The sequence below is a fragment of the Lysobacter sp. Hz25 genome (assembly GCF_046097045.1).
In the GTDB taxonomy this organism is placed as follows: domain Bacteria; phylum Pseudomonadota; class Gammaproteobacteria; order Xanthomonadales; family Xanthomonadaceae; genus Lysobacter; species Lysobacter antibioticus_B.
Map to the genome: position 1 here is coordinate 3,960,640 of NZ_CP175666.1, position 19,125 is coordinate 3,979,764.

Genomic DNA, 19,125 nt, shown 5'->3' on the forward strand with positions numbered 1-19,125 from the left:
AAAGGTTCCATGACTGATCCCGTACGTCCGGTTTTCCACGGCTTCGAACAGATTCCCCTGCGCGAGTACGCCGAGCGCGCCTACCTCGACTACTCGATGTACGTGGTCCTGGACCGCGCCCTGCCCTTCCTCGGCGACGGCCTCAAGCCGGTCCAGCGCCGCATCATCTACTCGATGAGCGAACTCGGCCTCAACGCCGGGGCCAAGCCGAAGAAATCCGCGCGCACCGTCGGCGACGTGATCGGTAAGTACCACCCGCACGGCGACAGCGCCTGTTACGAGGCGATGGTGCTGATGGCGCAGCCGTTCTCGTACCGCTATCCGCTGGTCGAGGGCCAGGGCAACTTCGGTTCCAGCGACGATCCCAAATCGTTCGCGGCGATGCGCTATACCGAATCCAAGCTGACCCCGATCGCCGAAGTGCTGCTCGGCGAGCTCGGCCAGGGCACGGTCGACTGGACCCCGAACTTCGACGGCACCCTGGAAGAACCGACCTGGATGCCGGCGCGCCTGCCGCACCTGCTGCTCAACGGCACCACCGGCATCGCGGTCGGCATGGCCACTGACGTGCCGCCGCACAACCTCAACGAGATCGTCAGCGCCTGCGTGCGCTTGCTCGACGACCCCGACGCCACCACCCGCGACCTGTGCGAGCACGTGCTGGGCCCGGACTATCCGACCCCGGCCGAGATCATCACCTCGCGCAGCGACCTGTTGGCGATGTACGAGACCGGCCTGGGCAGCGTGCGCGCCCGCGCCATCTTCGAGAAGGACGGCCCGAACATCGTCGTCACCGCGCTGCCCTACCAGGCCTCGCCGGGCAAGGTCATCGAACAGATCGCCACCCAGATGCGGGCCAAGAAGCTGCCCTGGCTGGAAGACATCCGCGACGAGTCCGACCACGCCAACCCGACCCGCATCGTGCTGGTGCCGCGCTCCAACCGTGTCGATGTCGAACAGCTCATGGGCCATCTGTTCGCGACCACGGACATGGAGAAGAGCTACCGGATCAACATGAACGTGATCGGCCTGGACGGCCGGCCGCAGGTCAAGGGGCTCAAGGCCTTCCTCAGCGAGTGGCTGAGCTTCCGCACCGACACCGTCACCCGCCGCCTGACCCACCGCCTGGAAAAGGTCGAGCGCCGCCTGCACTTGTTGGAAGGCTTGCTGGTCGCGTTCCTCAATCTCGACGAAGTGATCCGCATCATCCGCAGCGAGGACGAACCGCGTCCGGTGCTGATGAAGCGTTTCGGCCTCAGCGAAGAGCAGACCGACTACATCATGGAAACCCGGCTGCGCCAGCTCGCGCGCCTGGAAGAAATGAAGATCCGCGGCGAGCAGGACGAACTGGCCGCCGAGCGCGAACAACTGATCGCCACCCTCGGCAGCAAGGCCAAGCTCAAGAAGCTGATCAAGGACGAGTTGCTGGCCGACGCCAAGAAGTTCGGCGACGCGCGCCGTTCGCCGCTGGTCTCGCGCAACGCCGCCCAGGCCTTGTCGGAAACCGAGCTGGTCGCCAGCGAGCCGATGACCGTGGTCATCAGCGAAAAGGGCTGGGTGCGCGCGGCCAAGGGCCACGAGATCGACGCCGCCACGCTCAGCTATCGCGACGGCGACGGCCTGCTCGGCGCGGCACGCGGACGCAGCACCCAGCAGGTGGCGTTCCTGGATTCGACCGGCCGTTCCTACTCGACCCTGATCCACGGCCTGCCCTCGGCGCGCGGCAACGGCGAACCCTTGACCGGCCGTTTCTCGCCGGCACCGGGCGCGTCGTTCCAGACCCTGGCGGCTGGCGACAACGATCAGCGCTTCGTTCTCGCCAGCAGTCACGGCTATGGCTTCGTGACCCGCTTCGAGAACCTGACCGGCCGCAACAAGGCCGGCAAGGCGATGCTGTCGCTGACCCCGAACGCGAAGGTGCTGCAGCCGGCGCAGGTCGGCGATGTCGAGCAGGACCGCGTGGTCGCGGTGACCAACGTCGGCCACCTGCTCGCCTTCCCGGTGTCGGAGCTGCCTGAGCTCGACAAGGGCAAGGGCAACAAGATCATCGACATCCCCAAGGCCAAGCTCGGCACCGAACGCGTGATCGCGGTCGCCGTGGTGGCCCCGGGCGGCACCCTGACCGTCAAGTCGGGCGCGCGCACCATGAGCCTGTCCTGGAAAGACCTGGAACCCTACCTCGGCGCCCGCGCCACCCGCGGCGGCCTGTTGCCGCGCGGCTGGCAGAAGGTCGAAGGCTTGTCGGTGGAGTAAGCCTGCGCAGGCCCCGTCGCAAATCCGATAACGCCCCGCTTCGAGCGGGGCGTTGTCGTTATGAGTCCGGTGGCAGCGACACGCTTTTGGGTAGGAGCGGCGCAAGCCGCAATCAACCGAAGCGGCGAAATTCCACGCCGGTGTCCGGAGCCAAGACGCAATCGGACATCGCTGTAAAGCAGCCGCTTCCCTGCAGCTTCGGCTGACTGCGCTTGCGAGAATTACTTTGGTTGGTCGCGGCTCGCGCCGCTCCTACCCCGGGGCGGCGACGCGCTTTTGGGTAGGAGCGGCGCAAGCCGCGACAGCCGAAGCAGTGCAATACCAAGCTGGTGTCCGGAGCCAGGACGCAATCGGACATCGCTGTAAAGCAGCCGCTTCCCTGCAGCTTCGGCTGACTACGCTTGCGAAAATTACTTTGGTTGGTCGCGGCTCGCGCCGCTCCTACCCCGGGGCGGCGACGCGCTTTTGGGTAGGAGCGGCGCAAGCCGCGACAGCCGAAGCAGTGCAATACCAAGCCGGTGTCCGGAGCCAGGACGCAATCGGACATCGCCATAAAGCAACCGCTTCCCTGCAGCTTCGGCTGACTACGCTTGCGAAAATTACTTCGGTTACCCGAAAAGCAGAACGCTCCGGGTGCGAGCCCGGAGCGTTCTGAGTGCATCGTTTCAATCAACTTCGCGGTTGCGCTTTGCAGCCAATCAACCGCGACTCAACAGCGCCCACTCAACGACCGGTCTCCGGCGTCTTCGTGGCCGCCGCATCCGTCTCCATCGCCACGTCCTGCGCACTCGGGGCCATCATCGCCGCGCCCGACTGCAGGCCCGGCGAGAACGAGAGCAGCAGGCCGAAGCTGGTGCTCGGGTCCTGGCCGCTGCCGTGCTGGCGACGCATCAGCAGCGACAGCTTCCAACCTCTGGAGAAGGTCATGTCCATGCCGGCGCCGTAGCTGAGCGCGTTGTCGCCGTAGCTGCGCAGGCCCAGCACGTAGTCGTTGGCGACCGGCATGATCACGTAGTTGAGGTTGACGTCGCTGCGGTTGTCGAACGACTCGCGGTATTCGAGCAACCAGTAGGGACGGAAGATGTTGCCGCGCGCGGTCACGATCGGCAGGCTGCCTTCCACGCCGAGCGAAGCGCCGCTGTTCTCGACGGTCTGCGAACCGTAGCTCAGGTCGTAGATACCCAGGCCGGTCTCGCGGTAGCCGTCGAGCTTGGTGCGGCTACTGTCGAGGCGGCCGTAACCGGTCAGCATCATGCCGTTGCCGCCGCCGTGTTCGTAACCGGCGGTGAGCGAACCGAACACCTGGTCGCCTTCTCGCTCGGCCGAAGCGGTGGCACCGGCCGTCGCACTGTAGCGGCGGATGTCGAAATCCAGGCGGCCCCAACCGAGGATGCCGTCGACGAACCAGCGTTCGCTCGGCCGCCACAGGCCGTACAGCGACAACGCGCGCTGCTCGGCATCGAGCTTCGAGCGGCCGTCGTCCAGGTCGGTGTCGTTCCAGCCGAAACCGCCGGCCACGCCGAGCAGGAAACGCTCGCCGATACGCCAGTCGGCGCCGACGGTGAGGCCGTCGCTCTGGAAGTCGAAACCGTCGCTGCGCGCGTTGCGTTCGCGCTGGCCGTTGGTGATGCTGCCGGCCGTCCACAGGCCCCAGCCTTCCGGCAGACGCACCGGATCGATCGACATCACCTGGCCCGCGGTCAGCGACATCGCCCCGCCCGAGCGGCTGCTCAGATTAAGGGCCATGTCGTTGCTGGAACGGTTGGCGCCAGCGAAGCGCTGCTGGCGCAGGCGATCGTGAATGTTGGACTGCTGCGCCGAAGCGAAGCGCACGCTGGCGTCGACCTGCGCTTGCAAGCCGCCGACCACGCTGGGATCGCGGGTCGGGTCGGGGCGGCCGGTCACCGTCAAGGTGGCATCGATCGAGGCCTGCAGATAACTGCCGCTGGCCGCCTGCGTCGCGACCAGGGTCGCCACGCCGGCACCGACGATCGTCACCCTGCGTCCGCTGACCGTCGCCACCGCCGTATTGGCGCTGCTGAAGCTGAAGGCGCCGTTGCTGTTGCTGCTCGGGTCGGGCAGATCGAAGGCCGCCTCGCCGACGGTCTTGGCGAGGTCGCCGATCCAGGCCAGGTTCGGCGTGGCGCCGCTGATGATCACTTGCAGAGCGACTTGCGGCGCGGCGGTGTAGTTGGCGTTGCCGGCCTGGTCGGCGGTAAGCGAACACGTGCCCGATCCCAGCGTGCTGACCGTATTGCCGCTGACGGTGCAGATCGCCGGCGACGTGCTGGCGAACACCACCGGATTACCCGAGGCACCGCCGCTGGCCGATACGGTGAAGCTGCCACCCGGCGTGTACACCGGCGCTGCCGGATTCGCGCTGAAAGCGGTGATGGCCTGAGCCGCCGCGCCGATGGTCACGTCCAGCGTCACTTGCGGCGCGGCGCTGTAGTTGCCGTCGGCGGCCTGGTCGGCCGTCAGCGAACACGTGCCCGCGCTCAACATCGTCACGGTGCTGCCGCTGACCGTACACACCGAACTCGTAGTGCTGGCGAACACGACCGGGCTGGTCGAGGCGCCCGGCGTGGCCGAGACCGCGAAGCTGCCGCCGGCCGCGAACACCGGCGCCGCCGGGTTGGCCGCGAAGTCGGTGATCGCCTGGGCCGCCAGGGCGATGGCCACGTTCAAGCTGACCTGCGGCGAAGCGCTGTAGTTGCTGTCGCCGGCCTGATCGGCGGTGAGCGAACAGTTGCCCGCGCTCAGCATCGACACCGTGCTGCCGGCCACCGTGCACACGCTCGGCGTGACGCTGCCGAACACCACCGGGCTGCTCGACAGACCCGGCGTCGCCGAGACCGTGAAGCTGCCGCCCGGCGCATACACCGGCGCGGCCGGATTGGCTGCGAAGTTGCTGATCGATTGAGTTGCGACACCGATCGCGACGACCAGCGAGGCCTGCGGCGCGGCGCTGTAGTTGGCGTTGCCGGCCTGGTCGGCGGTCAACGAACAATTGCCCGCGCTGACGATCGTCACCGTGTTGCCGCTGACCGTGCAGATGGCCGGCGTAGTGCCGGCGAACACCACCGGGTTACCCGAGGCGCCACCGGTCGCCGACACGGTGAAGCTGCCGCCCGGCGAGTACACCGGCGCGGCGGGATTGGCCGCGAACGCGCTGATGGCCTGGCTGGCAGGGCCGATGGTCACCGCGAGCGTCGCCTGCGGCGCGGCGGTGTAGTTGGCATTGCCGGCCTGATCGGCGGTAAGCGCGCAGTTGCCGGCCGCCACCGTCGTCACCGTGTTGCCGGCGACAGTACAGACCGCAGGCGTGGTGCTGGCGAACACGACCGGGTTACCCGACGCGCCACCGGTGGCCGAGACGGTGAAGTTGCCGCCCGGCGCGTACACCGGCGAGGCCGGGTTGGCGGCGAAGGCGGTGATCGCCTGGCTGCCCTGCGCGATCACCAGGGTGTAGGCGCGCGTGCCGCTGAAACCGTTGTTCGAAGTCGCCTGCACGGTGAAATTGAACGAACCCGCGGCCGTCGGGGTACCCGACAACGCACCGGCGCTCGACAAGGCCAGGCCGGGCGGCAGAGCGCCGGCGGTGACCGTAAAGGTGTACGGGGCGACGCCGCCGTTACCGCTGGTGGCGCTGAGGGTCTGCGAATACGCGGTCGCGAGCGCGCCATTGGGCAAGGTGGCCGGATTGACCGTCACCGCCACCGTCACGCAGCTCAGCACGAGGTTGGTCACGTCGGCTGCGATCGCCGAACCGCTGGACGGCGCGACGCTGCACAACTGCCCCGCCGGATTCGTCAGCACGCTGACGTTCCAGTTCGCCCCCTGTGGCAGGCGTGTGGGGAACACGAAACTGCTGGCGGCCTGCGCCACCACGACCTGCTGCGAGCTGACCGGATTGGTCGCGGCGAGTTGCAGGGTGACCGGGCCGGTCTGGCCGCTGGCCGAACCGCCGACCGCGAACTGGGTCGGGGCGAAACAGATCAAGGCCGCGCCGTTGCCGGCTTGCACGCCGTTGTTGATGGTGACCGCGGTCAGGCCGGTTGCGCCCGAGCTGCCGCCCGCGCCGCCGCCACCGCCGCCGTTCCAGTTCTGCTGGCAAGTGACGGTACCGACGCCGGCACCGCCACCGCCCGCACCGACCGTGGCACCGCCGCCGCCGCCGCCGCCGAAGCCGGCACCGCTGAAGGAACCGGAGAAGTTGAAGGCGTCGCCGCCGTTGCCGTTGGCCGCGTTGCCGGCAGTGGCCGGAAAGCTGCCGCAGCCACCGCCGCCCGCACCACCGGTGCCGACCGTGCCGCCACCGCCGCCGTAGGGACCGGGGCCGCCAGGCACGTCGGCGCCCGCGCCGCCCGTGCCGCCGCCGCCGACACCGCCGGCGCCGCCGGCGATGACGTTCGCGGTGCTCCAGCCGGCGTTGCCGCCGCCACCACCGCCGCCGGCGATGCCGACCCGATTGCCGATGCCGTTGCCGCCGACGCGCAGATCGGTGGCGCCGCCACCGATGCCGTCGATGCCCTCGCCGATACCGCCGGGGTTGACCGCCTGCGAGCCCTGCCCGCCGACCCAGATCGACAAGGTCGCGCCGGGCGTGACCGCCAGGGTGCCGCGTACGCGCCCGCCCAGGCCGCCGGTGCCGCCCGGCGAGTTCGGACTGCCGCCGATGGTGCCGGCGCCGCTACGGCCGGCGCCGCCCTGGGCGCCGCTGAGATAGACGGTCAACGAATGCACGCCGGCCGGCACCGCGACGGTCTGTTCGCCGCCGGTGAAACCGAACGCCGCCGGCGTTTCGCCGACGCCGCAACTCTGCGCTTGCGCAGTGCCGGTGATGCCGAGCCCCGCCAGCAACAGCAGGCCGCCCAACCGGGCCATGGCACCGCGAGCCGCGCGCAGGGCCGGGTCGAGACGCAAGCGCGTGATCGCGCCGGCACGGAATCGCAACGTGTTCATAGCCATCCAATCGCCCCCTAGGCGAACCGCAGTGCGGTTGCACGAAACCCACGCACACGCGATCGCGCGCACGGCCTGTGCGCCACGAACGCGGTGCTCCCCTGCAAAAAGTCCTGAGCCTTATCGCTCGCGACCTGCCCCAAGGCCACGCGAGCGTCCGGCCACAGTCGGTAACCGGAACAGAAACGCCACTCCCTGAGACGCTTCGTTGGAACTGCTAACGTGAAACGAGCCCGTTAGCGGACACTTCGTCACATTTTTTACTGTGCCAGGCGACACATTAAGCCAGATGACTCGGATTTCTCGTACCGCTGGTCCGACAACCCCGGGCCAGACTTCACGATGCCGGCCGCGGCTCGTCACCCCGAGCTTGCCGACTCGGGCGCACCGCCCTGCTCGATCGGGCCGGTCATGGCCGAGTTCCTGCGAGACGACCCGCCCACGACGAATCCGGCCGCGAGCCTCGCGGTGCAACGCTCAAGCACGGCATCGCGGCCTCCCCGACAGGGCCGGCGGATGCGGTCGTGGCCCGGCCGCTGTCGCCCCGGGTACAATCCCCCCCGGCTCGCTGCACTCAGGCGCAGCGCGGTCGTAGAGCAGCCGGCTACACCGCGAAATCGCAACGGCCCCGTAGCTCAGCTGGATAGAGCATCCCCCTCCTAAGGGGAAGGTCACACGTTCGAATCGTGTCGGGGTCGCCAACCACGGGCTGGAGAGACAGCAAGCAAGCGCTTCCAGGTCTCGATGGCTCCCCCCATCTCCCATCGGTTCCTGCCTCACCGGGCCGGGCAAGCGGTCGACACCCCGCCACGGCTGCTCGGCCGGCACGATCGACGCATCGGACACTCCCTTCTTTGTGCGTTTCCGTCCGCCCCGGCAGCGACGCCGGCGGCGCGTGCACAACGTCGAACGGCGCCGTCTTCGGCCAGCAGCCATGAACAAAAAATAAGTGTGATTGCCCTGAATTTGACGTATTTCTCTACGTACGACTGAACATGCGGCCCTATGCTTGCGTACTGTCGGAACAACCGACGAACCGCTGGCATCGAGTTGCTACAGCCGTTCTCAGGGGGAATGTTCCATGCCGAAGTCATCGAGTGCTCTGCTGCCGTCAGGTGCAGCCCTGCTTTCTGTGAGCCGGCACATGCCGCGCATACGATTTTCAGGACGCGCCCTGCTGTGCCTGTTTGCGGCGATGTCGGCATTCGGATTCGCCGGCAATGCTTTCGCGCAGACCAATTGGGTCACCTTGTCGGGCGGTAACCCGGGCATCTTGAACAGCGGTCAGACCGCCACGCGCACCTGGCTGTGGGCGCCCGGCGGAAGCTCCATTACCGGCACGGTCGACATGACCCGTACCGGCGCCGGGCAGGTCTATGGATTTACCGAGAATCATCAAACCACCATTACCGCGAGCGGCTTCGGCGCCCCCGCTTATTCCGACGCTTACGCCAACTCTGTCGGTGGCGTGACCGGAATCTTCCACTTCGGCTTCGAGGGCGAATTTCCGCGCGCACCGGACGATGCACCGCCCGCGGCGGTTTCCACGACCGTCGTCGACTTCAAGTTCAACGGCAGCGTCACCTCGCCCGACAACACCATCATCTCGCTGTTCGACCCGGGCTCCGGCGATACCGGCGTCACCGGGCCGTTCACTTATAACTTCGATGCCTACTATCAAGGCGTTCCGATCAACACCAGCACCTGGACAGTGACGGTCGTCGACCCGTATCCGCCGACCGGCACGCCGACGAACTACACCTGGAACGCATCCACCGCGACCTACACGCTGTCGTCGTTTCCGTCGGCGACCGGCGGCAACTATCCCGACACGCTGGTTTTCATCGATACCCACAACACCACCTTCGACCGCCTGGTGTTGACGGCGACCGGGTTGGCGACCGACAACCTGGGCGTCGGTTTCGGCTCGGCCAATGTGCCCAATCTGCCGATCACCCTGGGCAAGACCTGGGTCAACGGCAAGAGCGGCGACACCGTAAGCCTCGCACTCGCGGGAACCGGCGCGGAAAACCCTACCGCCGGCAACTCGACGCCGCCGGCCACGACGACAACGGCAAGCGCGAACGGCTTGCCGGGCCAAACGGTCACCCTCAGCGAAACCTTCACCGCAGGCAGCGCGGCGAACTACACCATCGCCTGGGAATGTCGGCGCATCTCGAACAACACCTTGGTAGCGAGCGGCACCGGCGCCACAGGCAGCTTCACCATGCCGACCGACTCGGGCGTTGGCTGCACCTTCACCAATACCCGCATTGCGCAGCAGATCAATCTGGCCAAGACCTGGCAAAACGCCACTGTCAACAATGCGATCTCGGTGACGACGACGGGCGGCACCAACAACCCGACGCTCGCCTCCACTGCGAACACTACGAACGAAACCGATACCGGCACGGCGGTAACGGTGTATGCCGGCGATGCCGTCGTGCTGCCGGCGGAAACCTTCTCCAACGGCAGCCAGGCGAACTACCTCACCACGGTCGCCTGCGCCGGCGGTTCGACGCTCGCGTCCGGGGCGACCGGACGCTCGCTGACGATCTCGACCAGCACCACCGCGACCATCTGCACTTACACCAATATCAAGCAGCCGGTGATTCGCTTGCAGAAGTCCTTGCCGCTGGGGCGCTTCGTCGCTGCCGATCAGTTCACGCTGAGCGTGGCCGGCCCCGGTGCGCCGGTGCCGCTGACCACGACCGGCAGCGGCAGCAGCGCCACCGGTATCGTGACGGTGGACCCGGCCACGATCGGCTCGGCCTATACGCTGTCGGAAACGGCGGCGGCTGGCGCCAATCTGGCGAACTACACCACGACCTGGAACTGCAGCAACGCCTTTTCGGGCGGACAGACGCCCAGCGGCAGCGGCACCGGTTTCAACCTCACTCCGGTGGCCGGCGACGATCTGACCTGCACCTTCGCCAACACCCGCGCACCGCTCGCGGACTTGTCCATCACCAAGACCAACACCCCGGGCGTGAACGGCGACGTCGACCAGATCAACGACACCTTGGTCCAAGGCGCCACCACCACCTACACCATCGTGGTGACCAACAGCGGGCCCGATGCGGTGACCGGCGCGGTGCTGCGCGATCCGATCGCCGGCCGCAGCGAGCTGACCTGCCCCGGCCCGGCGGCTTGTTCGGGCGCGGGTTGCCCCGCACCCACCCTGACCATCGCGCAACTGGATGCAGGGGTGGCGCTGGCAACCTTGGCGGCGACGGCACCGAACAATCAGGCGACCGTAACCCTGAGTTGTACGGTCCAGTAAGCAGTCCCAGCGCCGCATCGGCAGCGGCGGCCGTGCGGCCGTAGTCGGCCAAATCATGCCCGGCCACAACGGGCGATAACGGGCCACAAGCGCCCGTCGCCGGACGTTGCTGAGCACCGCTGCGGCCCGCCGGCTACAATTCGCCGGAGCACCCCGCGCTTCGACTGGACGCGGCGTCCCCCTGCTAAGGGGACGCTCGCAGGTCCGAATCGTGTCGGGGTCGCCCACTACGCAGCGCCGCCCGTGCGCGCTGCCGGCGCCCGCGAGGGCGTCCCCTTTCCGTCTCGCCACGCCACGGCGCGACCATCACTTGGAGCTTTCGGTATGACCCACCCCGTTCTCGCCGCCCTGGGACTCAAAGACAACGAGTCCGGCACCTACCTCGGTCATGGCGAATGGTCGAAGACCGCCGACGCCGGCGTGCTGGAGCCGATCAATCCCACCGACGGCGAAGTGCTGGCGCGCGTGCAGGCGTCCTCGCAGAGCGACTACGACACCATCGTCGAGCGCGCCCAGGCCGCCTTCGCGGTGTGGCGCACCACCCCGGCGCCGCGCCGCGGCGAAGCGATCCGCCTGTGCGCCGACGCGCTGCGCAAGCACAAGGACGCGCTGGGTTCGCTGGTCGCGCTGGAAATGGGCAAGTCCAAGCCGGAAGGCGACGGCGAAGTGCAGGAAATGATCGACATCGGCGATTTCGCCGTCGGCCTGTCGCGCCAGTTGTACGGCCTGACCATGCACTCCGAGCGTCCCGGCCACCGCATGTACGAGCAGTGGCATCCGCTCGGCCTGGTCGGCGTGATCTCGGCGTTCAACTTCCCGGTCGCGGTGTGGGCCTGGAACTCGTTCATCGCGGCGATCTGCGGCGACATCACCATCTGGAAGCCTTCGCCGAAGACCCCGTTGTCGGCGATCGCGTCGATGAAGATCTGCAACGAGGCGCTGCGCGCCGCCGGCTTCCCGGACATCTTCTTCCTGTTCAACGACGCCGGCACCGAGCTGGCCTCGAACTTCGTCGACGACAAGCGCATCGCGCTGGTCAGCTTCACCGGTTCCACCAAGGTCGGCCGCGTGGTCGGCGAGCGCGTCGCGCGCCGCATGGGCCGTTCGCTGCTGGAACTCGGCGGCAACAACGCCATCATCGTCGACGCTTCGGCCGACCTGAAGCTGGCGATCCCGGCGATCGCGTTCGGCGCGGTCGGCACCGCCGGCCAGCGTTGCACCACCACCCGCCGTTTGTTCGTGCACGAGTCGATCCATGACGACGTGCTGGCCAAGCTGGTCGCTGCGTTCAAGCAGGTCGAGAAGAAGATCGGCGACCCGACCGACCCGGCCAACCTGATGGGCCCGCTCAACAGCCGCGATGCGGTGCAGGCCTACCTGGATGCGGTCGAGAAGGCCAAGGCCAGCGGCGGCAAGGTCGAGACCGGCGGCGCGCAGATCGAGCGCAAGGGCAACTTCGTCCTGCCGACCATCATCACCGGCCTGAGCAACGACGCCGAAGTGGTGCAGACCGAAACCTTCGCGCCGATCCTGTACGTGATGAAGTTCAAGACGCTGGACGAAGCCATCGCCCTGCAGAACGACGTGCCGCAGGGCCTGTCGTCGTCGATCTTCACCGCCAACCTCAAGGCCGCCGAAGCTTTCCTGTCGGCCGCGGGTTCCGATTGCGGCATCGCCAACGTCAACATCGGCACCTCCGGCGCCGAGATCGGCGGCGCGTTCGGCGGCGAGAAGGAAACCGGCGGCGGTCGCGAGTCGGGTTCGGACGCATGGCGCGCCTACATGCGCCGCCAGACCAACACGATCAACTACTCCGACGCATTGCCGCTGGCGCAGGGCATCAAGTTCGATCTGTAAGCGCGGGCGGCGATGCCGTTCTCCGATCGAACGCCAGGTCCGTTGCCACCGGGGTATCCCCTGGCGGCAACGGATGCCGCGGGCCAGCCCATCGGTGCAGGCACGCGGGTATGCATTCCCTGTTTGCCCGACTGGTTGATCCACGACCTGCCCGAGCCAGAGGTCGCGGAGCTGCGCCGCTTCGAAGGCCAGTCGCTGCCGGTTTTGCGCATCGACGCTTACGGTTACCTGTGGTTCGGCGAGAACTCTCCGCGGTTTTGCCTCAGGCCGGCCGAAGTGTTGGTCGAGCCCATCGATTCCAGCAGCCCGGGCTAGCGCAACGCAGCCCCCGGCAATCACACCGTTTTGTGATCACAAGCGCAAAATTCCGCCACACCGGCGATCGCAGACCGCGACGCATTCGGCGTAATCGCCGCGCCGCCGCCCCTAGCATGGGCTTGCCAGATGGACTGGCGACGGTGAAGGACGTCTTGTGGTCACACGGAACCGTAGCATCCGCTTGAGCGCACTGGCCTTCGGCGTATTCGGCTTCGCCGCCGCCCTGACCGCCTACGCCGCGCCGCAATGCGATCACTGCCTGGCCGGCTACTACGTCTGCCGAAGCAACAGCCCCGGCGACACCCAGCCCTGCCTGGAAGCCATGTGGGCCTGCGAGACCGCCAACGGCTGCGCGATGAGTTTTCCGCCGGACTGACCGATCGCGGGCGTCGGCATGCGCCCGAGAACGACATGATCGAACGCGGCCCGCGAACCCGCTTCGTGGACCGCTTCGTCTTTGCGTCGTCGCGATAACCGGCGGCGAACATGCCGGCGCGGCGAGCCCGTCGTATGCTGTGACGATATTCACATCACGAGGGAACGTCCCCCATGCAAATGCCCGTCCGCCAGACCAACGTCCTGGCCATCATCAGCCTGATCGCCGGCATCCTCGGCTGGACCCTGCTGCCCCTGGTCGGCAGCCTCGGCGCCATCATCACCGGCCACATGGCGCGCGGCCAGATCCGCCGGGAGCCGGACCGCTACGACGGCAACGGCCTCGCCATCGGCGGTCTGATCCTGGGCTGGGGCTCGGTGATCATCGCCGTGCTCAGCATCATCGTCATCGTGCTGTTCTTCGGCGGCCTGGCCACGATCGTGGCCCTGAGCGGCCGCTAATTCAAAAAAACAGCGGCGGCGGCTCGCATCGCGTATAGACCGCGACCTACCGAAGTGGGCCGCAGCCGCCGGTGAACAAGCCTGGACGGAGTTAGGGCTTGTATACATCAAATGACCAAGATCAACTGACCGCCGCTCGTTTCCGCTTACTCGTAATGGACCACCGAGAACCGAACTGGCCCGCTCGGCAGGGCTAGGCCGTTGCGCGTTCTGAGCAAATATTGGGCCCGCGTGGGAGTGCTGGCCGGCGACTCGTAATCGTAAAAACACAGGATATCAGCGGCAGCAGTACTGCTGGCCAAGGAAACGGTCGCCTTACTGAGAAAAAGACCCGCCGGGATCTCGAAGGAAATGCTTTCCTGTGGCTGCCCGCCGACCAACTGCTTGACGACGCTCTGCCTCAAATGCCGCCCAGGGGCGTACACCGAGCCGGCAGCCAGCCCGGGCGAGGAAGCGTATTCGGTGTTATCGATTACCGAGGAGCGGCCTCCGAGCCCACTGAGGTCGTAGCAACGCACCGACTGATTCGCAAACACGTTGTGGGTGATGCACCAATCGAAACTATTGCCGTCGGCGCTGATCGCTTGCCCGTAACTCAAAAAAGTGTTGCCGATGACCTGTGTCAGCGAGACATTAGTGCCGTTGAGCGCAATCCCGTCGATGGGATTGCCTGGGCCTGAAAAGGTGTTATTGGAAACAATATTGCGTGAACTGTCTTGAAGCTTGACCGGCATACGGCCGGAGATCCAATTCCCGATCAAGGTCGTGCAACTGGCTTTACTGAAGATCGGAAATCCGCCCTGGGTGACGTCAATGACGTTCGCGGAAAAAACGGGGAGCAAGGTTCCCGCTTCCGCATAAAAATGTGTGATGTTCCTGATGAATGTATTAGCGGAAAACAACCAGCCTTCGCAAAAATCGTTTTGCCCCGGCCGAGGCGTCCCGGTCAGGAAAACAGCGCGGTCGTAGTTCATGAAGGAGCAGTCCACGACCCGCACGTTCACGCTGTAATTGGCCACGATCGCATAGCCGTTGCAAGGCTCTGCCCCGAGCGTGGTGTTCCGGAAGTAGCAGCCGCGGATCGAGAAATTCCAACAACGATTCATCTCCACGACTTTTTCAAAATAACTCCCGGCGCTCTCGGCCACGAAATCGCAATCAACAATCGAGGCGGAATGGTTGTCACTGACCTCGCCGGTCTGGATGCAACAGGCGACCACGCCGTGAGCCACGAAGCGGATGCCGGCGACTTCCCAGCCGAAACCGCTAAACATGAAGCCTGCTGAATTGCCCACAAGGGTAATAACCGTCAAGCCATTGCTGTGCCCATACAGGCTCGTTCCAACCGAATTCGACAAAGAGCCTATCGGCCCGGTGATACGATAGTTTCCGGCCGGCACACTGATGCACTTATGCGCGGCGAACGCGTTGGCAAAGGCACTTGTATCATCAGCAACACCGTCGCCGATCGCGCCAAAATCCTTGACGCTGACGATTTCGCGAACCTTGTCTTGGTAAGTACGCGGTACCGCGCCGGCTCCTGCTTGCAGGAAGGGATCGGAAACGGGATTGGCGAGCGAACTCGTGGCACTCACTGGAGCGACGGCTGCATTGCGTTCGCCGCGTTCGATTAAGAGTGTGGCGCCAACAGGAATCGGCGCGGTAGGCGTCAGGGTGGCGCCGCCCGCCGCGCGCGCGCCGGCCAACGTATAGTCGACACCCAACCGCCATGCGACGGGGGGGAGTGCAGAATCGGCGAATTGTACAGTCGCCCGAATATCCGCGTCGTCCAAAAACCGAAAAGGCACGGCGAGCGGCGCGACGGCGCCGGTGCCGGCATAGGACACACGGGAGTGTTTGCTTTCAGCGGTCATAGCATCATTCCTTTTTATATATGCATTGCAGGGAGAAAGCTTGGCGACCGTTCGGGTCTCAAGCGCTTATCGAGCCCGGTGCGCCGAGCCGAGCCAAGCGGGATTTGCGCCGGCGGACACGGAATTCGCCGCTGTCCGCCCTGTCGCCGCCGTAATGCGGGCGGTTCTGCCTGTCTGAAAGCCGATGTGTACGGGCCCATTGCGACCGCATCGAGCGGATCGAACGTGGTGAACGAATTAGCCCATATTCACGTCGCAACGGTCGCGATCGCCATGGAGATTTCATGGACAGTCCGGCGTTCATATGGCACCTGCGCTGACAGGCTCTGGGATGGAGGAGCGTCGTTGAGCTCGCCGCGGGGCATCGACTTGAGCGATAATCGGCCTCCCCGTCCCCGAGCGCCCCCGACGACCTCGTGTACAGCCTTGCCCGACCCTTTCTCTTCGGACTGGATGCCGAACGAGCGCACGGCCTAGGCCTGACGGCGCTGGAAACCGCTTATCGCAGCGGCCTCAATCCCCTCATGGCGCGGCCGCCCAAGCCGCTGCCGACCAAGGTCTTCGGCCTCAGCTTCCCCAATCCGGTCGGCCTGGCCGCCGGCCTGGACAAGAACGGCGCCCACGTCGACGCCCTGCTCTCGCTGGGTTTCGGCTTCATCGAGATCGGCACCGTCACGCCCAAGCCGCAGGCCGGCAACCCGCGTCCGCGCATGTTCCGCCTGCCCGAACAGCAGGCCGTGATCAATCGCCTGGGCTTCAACAACGACGGCGTCGACGCGCTGGTGCGCAACGTCGCCAAGGCGCGGCGCAAGCGCGGCCTGCTCGGCATCAACATCGGCAAGAACAAGGACACGCCGAACGAGAGCGCAGAAAGCGATTACCTCTACTGCCTCGAACGCGTGTATCCGTTGGCCGACTACATCACCGTCAACATCTCCTCGCCCAACACCGCCGGCCTGCGCGAACTGCAGGAAGAGCAGTCGCTGCGCCGCCTGGTCGGCAGCCTGCGCGAGGCGCAGGAGAAGTTCGCCGCGCGCGAAGGCCGGCGCGTGCCGATGCTGGTCAAGATCGCGCCCGACCTGTCCGACGACGACATCGAGGCCGCCGGCCGCGTGCTCGGCGAGCTGCAGGTCGACGGCGTCATCGCCACCAACACCACCATCGGCCGCGACGGCGTCGAAGACAGCCCGCATGCGAAGGAAGTCGGCGGCCTGTCCGGGCGCCCGCTGATGAGCCAGTCGACCACGGTGCTGCGCAAGATGCGCACGCGCCTGCCGGAAAACATTTCGATGATCGGCGTCGGCGGCATCCTGTCGGGCGCCGACGCGGTCACCAAGATGGCCGCGGGCGCGAGCCTGGTGCAATGCTATTCGGGGCTGGTGTATCGGGGACCGGCCTTGGTCCACGAATGCGTCGAAGCGATCCGCCGCCGCAAGGAAGCGCCCAGCCGCGGCAATGTCCCGCCGACGATCTGAGCCCGCCGTCATCCATCCGTTTCCTAATTCGCAGGCATGGTTCGCAGGCATGAGCGCATGAACCCGAGTGTGCGCGTGCTGCGCGATGCCTCGCTGAAAGACCGCAACAGCTTCGGCGTCGCCGCGCGCGCGCCGTGGCTGGTCAGCGTCGACGAGGCCGCGGCCCTGCCCGAGGCGCTGCAACGCCCCGAACTGAGCGACGGCCTGGCCCTGGTGCTCGGCGGCGGCAGCAACCTGCTGTTCGCCGGCGACCCGAGCGGCGCGGTACTCGAACTCAGCGGCCGCCAGGTGCGCATCGTCGAGGACGACGGCGAACGCGCGATCGTCCGCGCCGATGCCGGCGTGCCCTGGCACGGCTTCGTCATGCAGATGCTCGCGCAAGGTTTCGCCGGCCCCGAAAACCTGGCCCTGATCCCGGGCACGGTCGGCGCCTCGCCGATCCAGAACATCGGCGCTTACGGGGTCGAGGTGCGCGACTTCGTGCACGCGGTCGAGGCCTTCGAACCCGCGACCCGGCGCTGGCTGCGCTTCGACAGCGCGCAATGCGAGTTCGCCTACCGCGACAGCCTGTTCAAGCAGTCGCCGGACCGCTACCTGATCAGCGCGGTCGAGTTTTCGCTGTCGCGCACGCCCGCGCTCAAGCTCGATTACGCCGGCATCGGCGACGAACTCGCGGCGATGGGCGTGCACGCACCGACGCCGCAGGCGGTCGCCGATGCGGTGATCGCGATCCGCCGCCGCAAGCTGCCCGACCCGGCCGTGCTCGGCAATGCCGGCAGCTTCTTCAAGAACCCGATCGTGCCGATAGCGCAAGCAGAAGCCTTGTTGGCCGAGCATCCGGCAATGCCGTCGTTCCGCGGCCACGATGCCGACACGCGCAAGCTGTCGGCGGCCTGGCTGATCGACGGCTGCGGCTGGAAAGGCCATCGCGACGGCGACGCCGGCGTGTCGGCCGCGCATGCGCTGGTGCTGGTCAACCACGGCCAGGCCAGCGGTGTGCAGTTGCTCGACCTGGCCCGCCGCATCGCCGCCTCGGTGCAGTCCCGCTACGGCGTCGCCATCGAACCCGAACCGCGCCTGATCGGCGCCTCGTGGTGAGCGCCGCGCCGGCGCATCCGATGCGGGCCGCCAGCCTGATGCTGGCCAGCACGATTTCGTTCGGCGTGATGACCATCGCGATCCGTTTCGCTTCGCACTCGCTGCATACCTTCGAGATCGCCTTCTTTCGCAACCTGTTCGGCCTGCTCGCGGTGTTGCCGCTGTTGCTCGGCGCGCAGCGCGCGGAACTGCGCACCCGGCAGTTGCCGAAATATTTCGTGCGTTGCCTGATCGGCATCTGCTCGATGCTCGCCGGCTTCTGGGCCATCGGCCACCTGCCGCTGGCGCAGGCGATTTCGCTGACCTATTCGACGCCGATCTTCGTCACCATCGCCGCGGTGCTGTTCCTGCACGAACAAGTGCGCGCGCGGCGCTGGCTCGCGGTGCTGGCCGGTTTCATCGGCGTGTTGGTGATCGTGCGGCCGGGCTCGGCGGATTTCTCCATCGACAGCCTCGCCGCCCTGCTCGCCGCCGTGCTCGGCGGGGTGATCTCGATCCAGATCAAGCAGCTCTCGCGCATCGACTCGGCCAACACCATCGTCCTCTACACCTATGCGTTCTGGGTGCCGATGTCGTTGATCCCGGCACTGTTCGTCTGGCAGTGGCCGCAGGGCACGGTGTGGTGGTGGATCATCGCCGCCGGCGTGTTCGGCACCGGCGGGCAAGTGCTGTGGACGCACGCGCTAAAGCTCGGCGAAGTCTCGGCGCTGACGCCGATCAGCTTCATGCAACTGCCGCTGGTCGCCCTGGCCGGCTGGCTGTGGTTCGGCGAAGGCCTGGACGCCTACACGGTGACCGGCGCGGCGATCATCCTGGCCTCGAACGCCTACATCGCCCACCGCGAAGCGGTACTGGCGCGGCGCGCGGCGTCCGCTGCGGCGACGGCGGGGGCTGTGCCGGGGGAGTGAGTTGCCGCGAATGGTCGTAGCGCTTGCACGGCTCGCCGGTCGGCTGGGTCCTCGCGACTAGGCGCAAATCCCCCCTGCCCCCTTTGCAAAGGGGGGGAACAGCACGGTGGTTTTGAAGGCACGAACGCTCCTGGTGGCTCGTACCAGCGATGCATCGACTCTGCTTGTTGCAGCGCACGAAGGCGCGAACCGCACTCGGCGATTCCGTGATCGGGGTCCGGGCATTAGCGGACAGGCGCGGCCGCATTAGCGGTCAA

At 66.7% G+C, this 19,125-nt stretch carries 11 protein-coding genes and 1 tRNA gene; 10 read left to right on the forward strand and 2 right to left on the reverse strand.

Annotated features, from left to right (window positions below):
- The first annotated feature begins 9 nt into the window (after positions 1-9).
- Positions 10-2,253 carry a DNA topoisomerase IV subunit A gene (gene parC / locus ACKN61_RS16200; RefSeq protein ID WP_223620529.1) on the forward strand — a complete coding sequence of 748 codons (2,244 nt, stop codon included), beginning with the start codon at positions 10-12 and terminating at the stop codon, positions 2,251-2,253.
- Between the two features lie 723 nt (positions 2,254-2,976).
- On the opposite strand, the gene ACKN61_RS16205 is transcribed toward parC, so the two are convergent.
- A complete protein-coding gene (locus ACKN61_RS16205; RefSeq protein ID WP_408950406.1) occupies positions 2,977-7,218 on the reverse strand; it encodes an autotransporter domain-containing protein in 4,242 nt (1,413 codons plus the stop codon).
- Between the two features lie 624 nt (positions 7,219-7,842).
- On the opposite strand from ACKN61_RS16205, the gene ACKN61_RS16210 reads away from it, so the two are divergent.
- From ACKN61_RS16210 to ACKN61_RS16235, 6 genes are all read left to right on the forward strand, one after another.
- Positions 7,843-7,919 (forward strand) — tRNA-Arg (locus ACKN61_RS16210).
- Between the two features lie 494 nt (positions 7,920-8,413).
- On the forward strand, positions 8,414-10,501 hold the full coding sequence (locus ACKN61_RS16215) for a hypothetical protein (protein ID WP_408950407.1): 2,088 nt from the start codon (positions 8,414-8,416) through the stop codon (positions 10,499-10,501).
- 324 nt (positions 10,502-10,825) lie between these two features.
- Positions 10,826-12,358 carry an aldehyde dehydrogenase family protein gene (locus ACKN61_RS16220; protein WP_408950408.1) on the forward strand — a complete coding sequence of 511 codons (1,533 nt, stop codon included), beginning with the start codon at positions 10,826-10,828 and terminating at the stop codon, positions 12,356-12,358.
- A 123-nt stretch (positions 12,359-12,481) separates the two neighbouring features.
- Complete coding sequence (locus ACKN61_RS16225) at positions 12,482-12,673, forward strand: hypothetical protein (RefSeq protein WP_031373778.1); 192 nt, start codon at positions 12,482-12,484, stop codon at positions 12,671-12,673.
- A 184-nt stretch (positions 12,674-12,857) separates the two neighbouring features.
- Positions 12,858-13,052: a hypothetical protein gene (locus ACKN61_RS16230; RefSeq protein ID WP_408950409.1), complete on the forward strand. Its 195-nt coding sequence runs from the start codon at positions 12,858-12,860 to the stop codon at positions 13,050-13,052.
- Positions 13,053-13,225: 173 nt separating this feature from the next.
- A complete protein-coding gene (locus ACKN61_RS16235; protein ID WP_408950410.1) occupies positions 13,226-13,513 on the forward strand; it encodes a DUF4190 domain-containing protein in 288 nt (95 codons plus the stop codon).
- Positions 13,514-13,659: 146 nt separating this feature from the next.
- Here the strand turns inward: ACKN61_RS16235 and ACKN61_RS16240 are convergent, their stop codons facing one another.
- Positions 13,660-15,387: a glycosyl hydrolase family 28-related protein gene (locus ACKN61_RS16240; RefSeq protein ID WP_408950411.1), complete on the reverse strand. Its 1,728-nt coding sequence runs from the start codon at positions 15,385-15,387 to the stop codon at positions 13,660-13,662.
- 416 nt (positions 15,388-15,803) lie between these two features.
- Between ACKN61_RS16240 and ACKN61_RS16245 the strand changes: the two genes are divergently transcribed.
- Genes ACKN61_RS16245 through ACKN61_RS16255 form a run of 3 tightly spaced genes read left to right on the forward strand, consistent with a single transcriptional unit; the run spans position 15,804 to position 18,868 of the window.
- Positions 15,804-16,862: a quinone-dependent dihydroorotate dehydrogenase gene (locus ACKN61_RS16245; RefSeq protein WP_408950412.1), complete on the forward strand. Its 1,059-nt coding sequence runs from the start codon at positions 15,804-15,806 to the stop codon at positions 16,860-16,862.
- A 57-nt stretch (positions 16,863-16,919) separates the two neighbouring features.
- On the forward strand, positions 16,920-17,960 hold the full coding sequence (gene murB / locus ACKN61_RS16250; RefSeq protein WP_408950413.1) for a UDP-N-acetylmuramate dehydrogenase: 1,041 nt from the start codon (positions 16,920-16,922) through the stop codon (positions 17,958-17,960).
- A 20-nt stretch (positions 17,961-17,980) separates the two neighbouring features.
- The gene (locus ACKN61_RS16255; RefSeq protein ID WP_408953843.1) at positions 17,981-18,868 is read left to right on the forward strand and encodes a DMT family transporter; all 888 of its coding nucleotides are present in this window, start codon (positions 17,981-17,983) and stop codon (positions 18,866-18,868) included.
- The last annotated feature ends 257 nt before the right edge of the window (positions 18,869-19,125 follow it).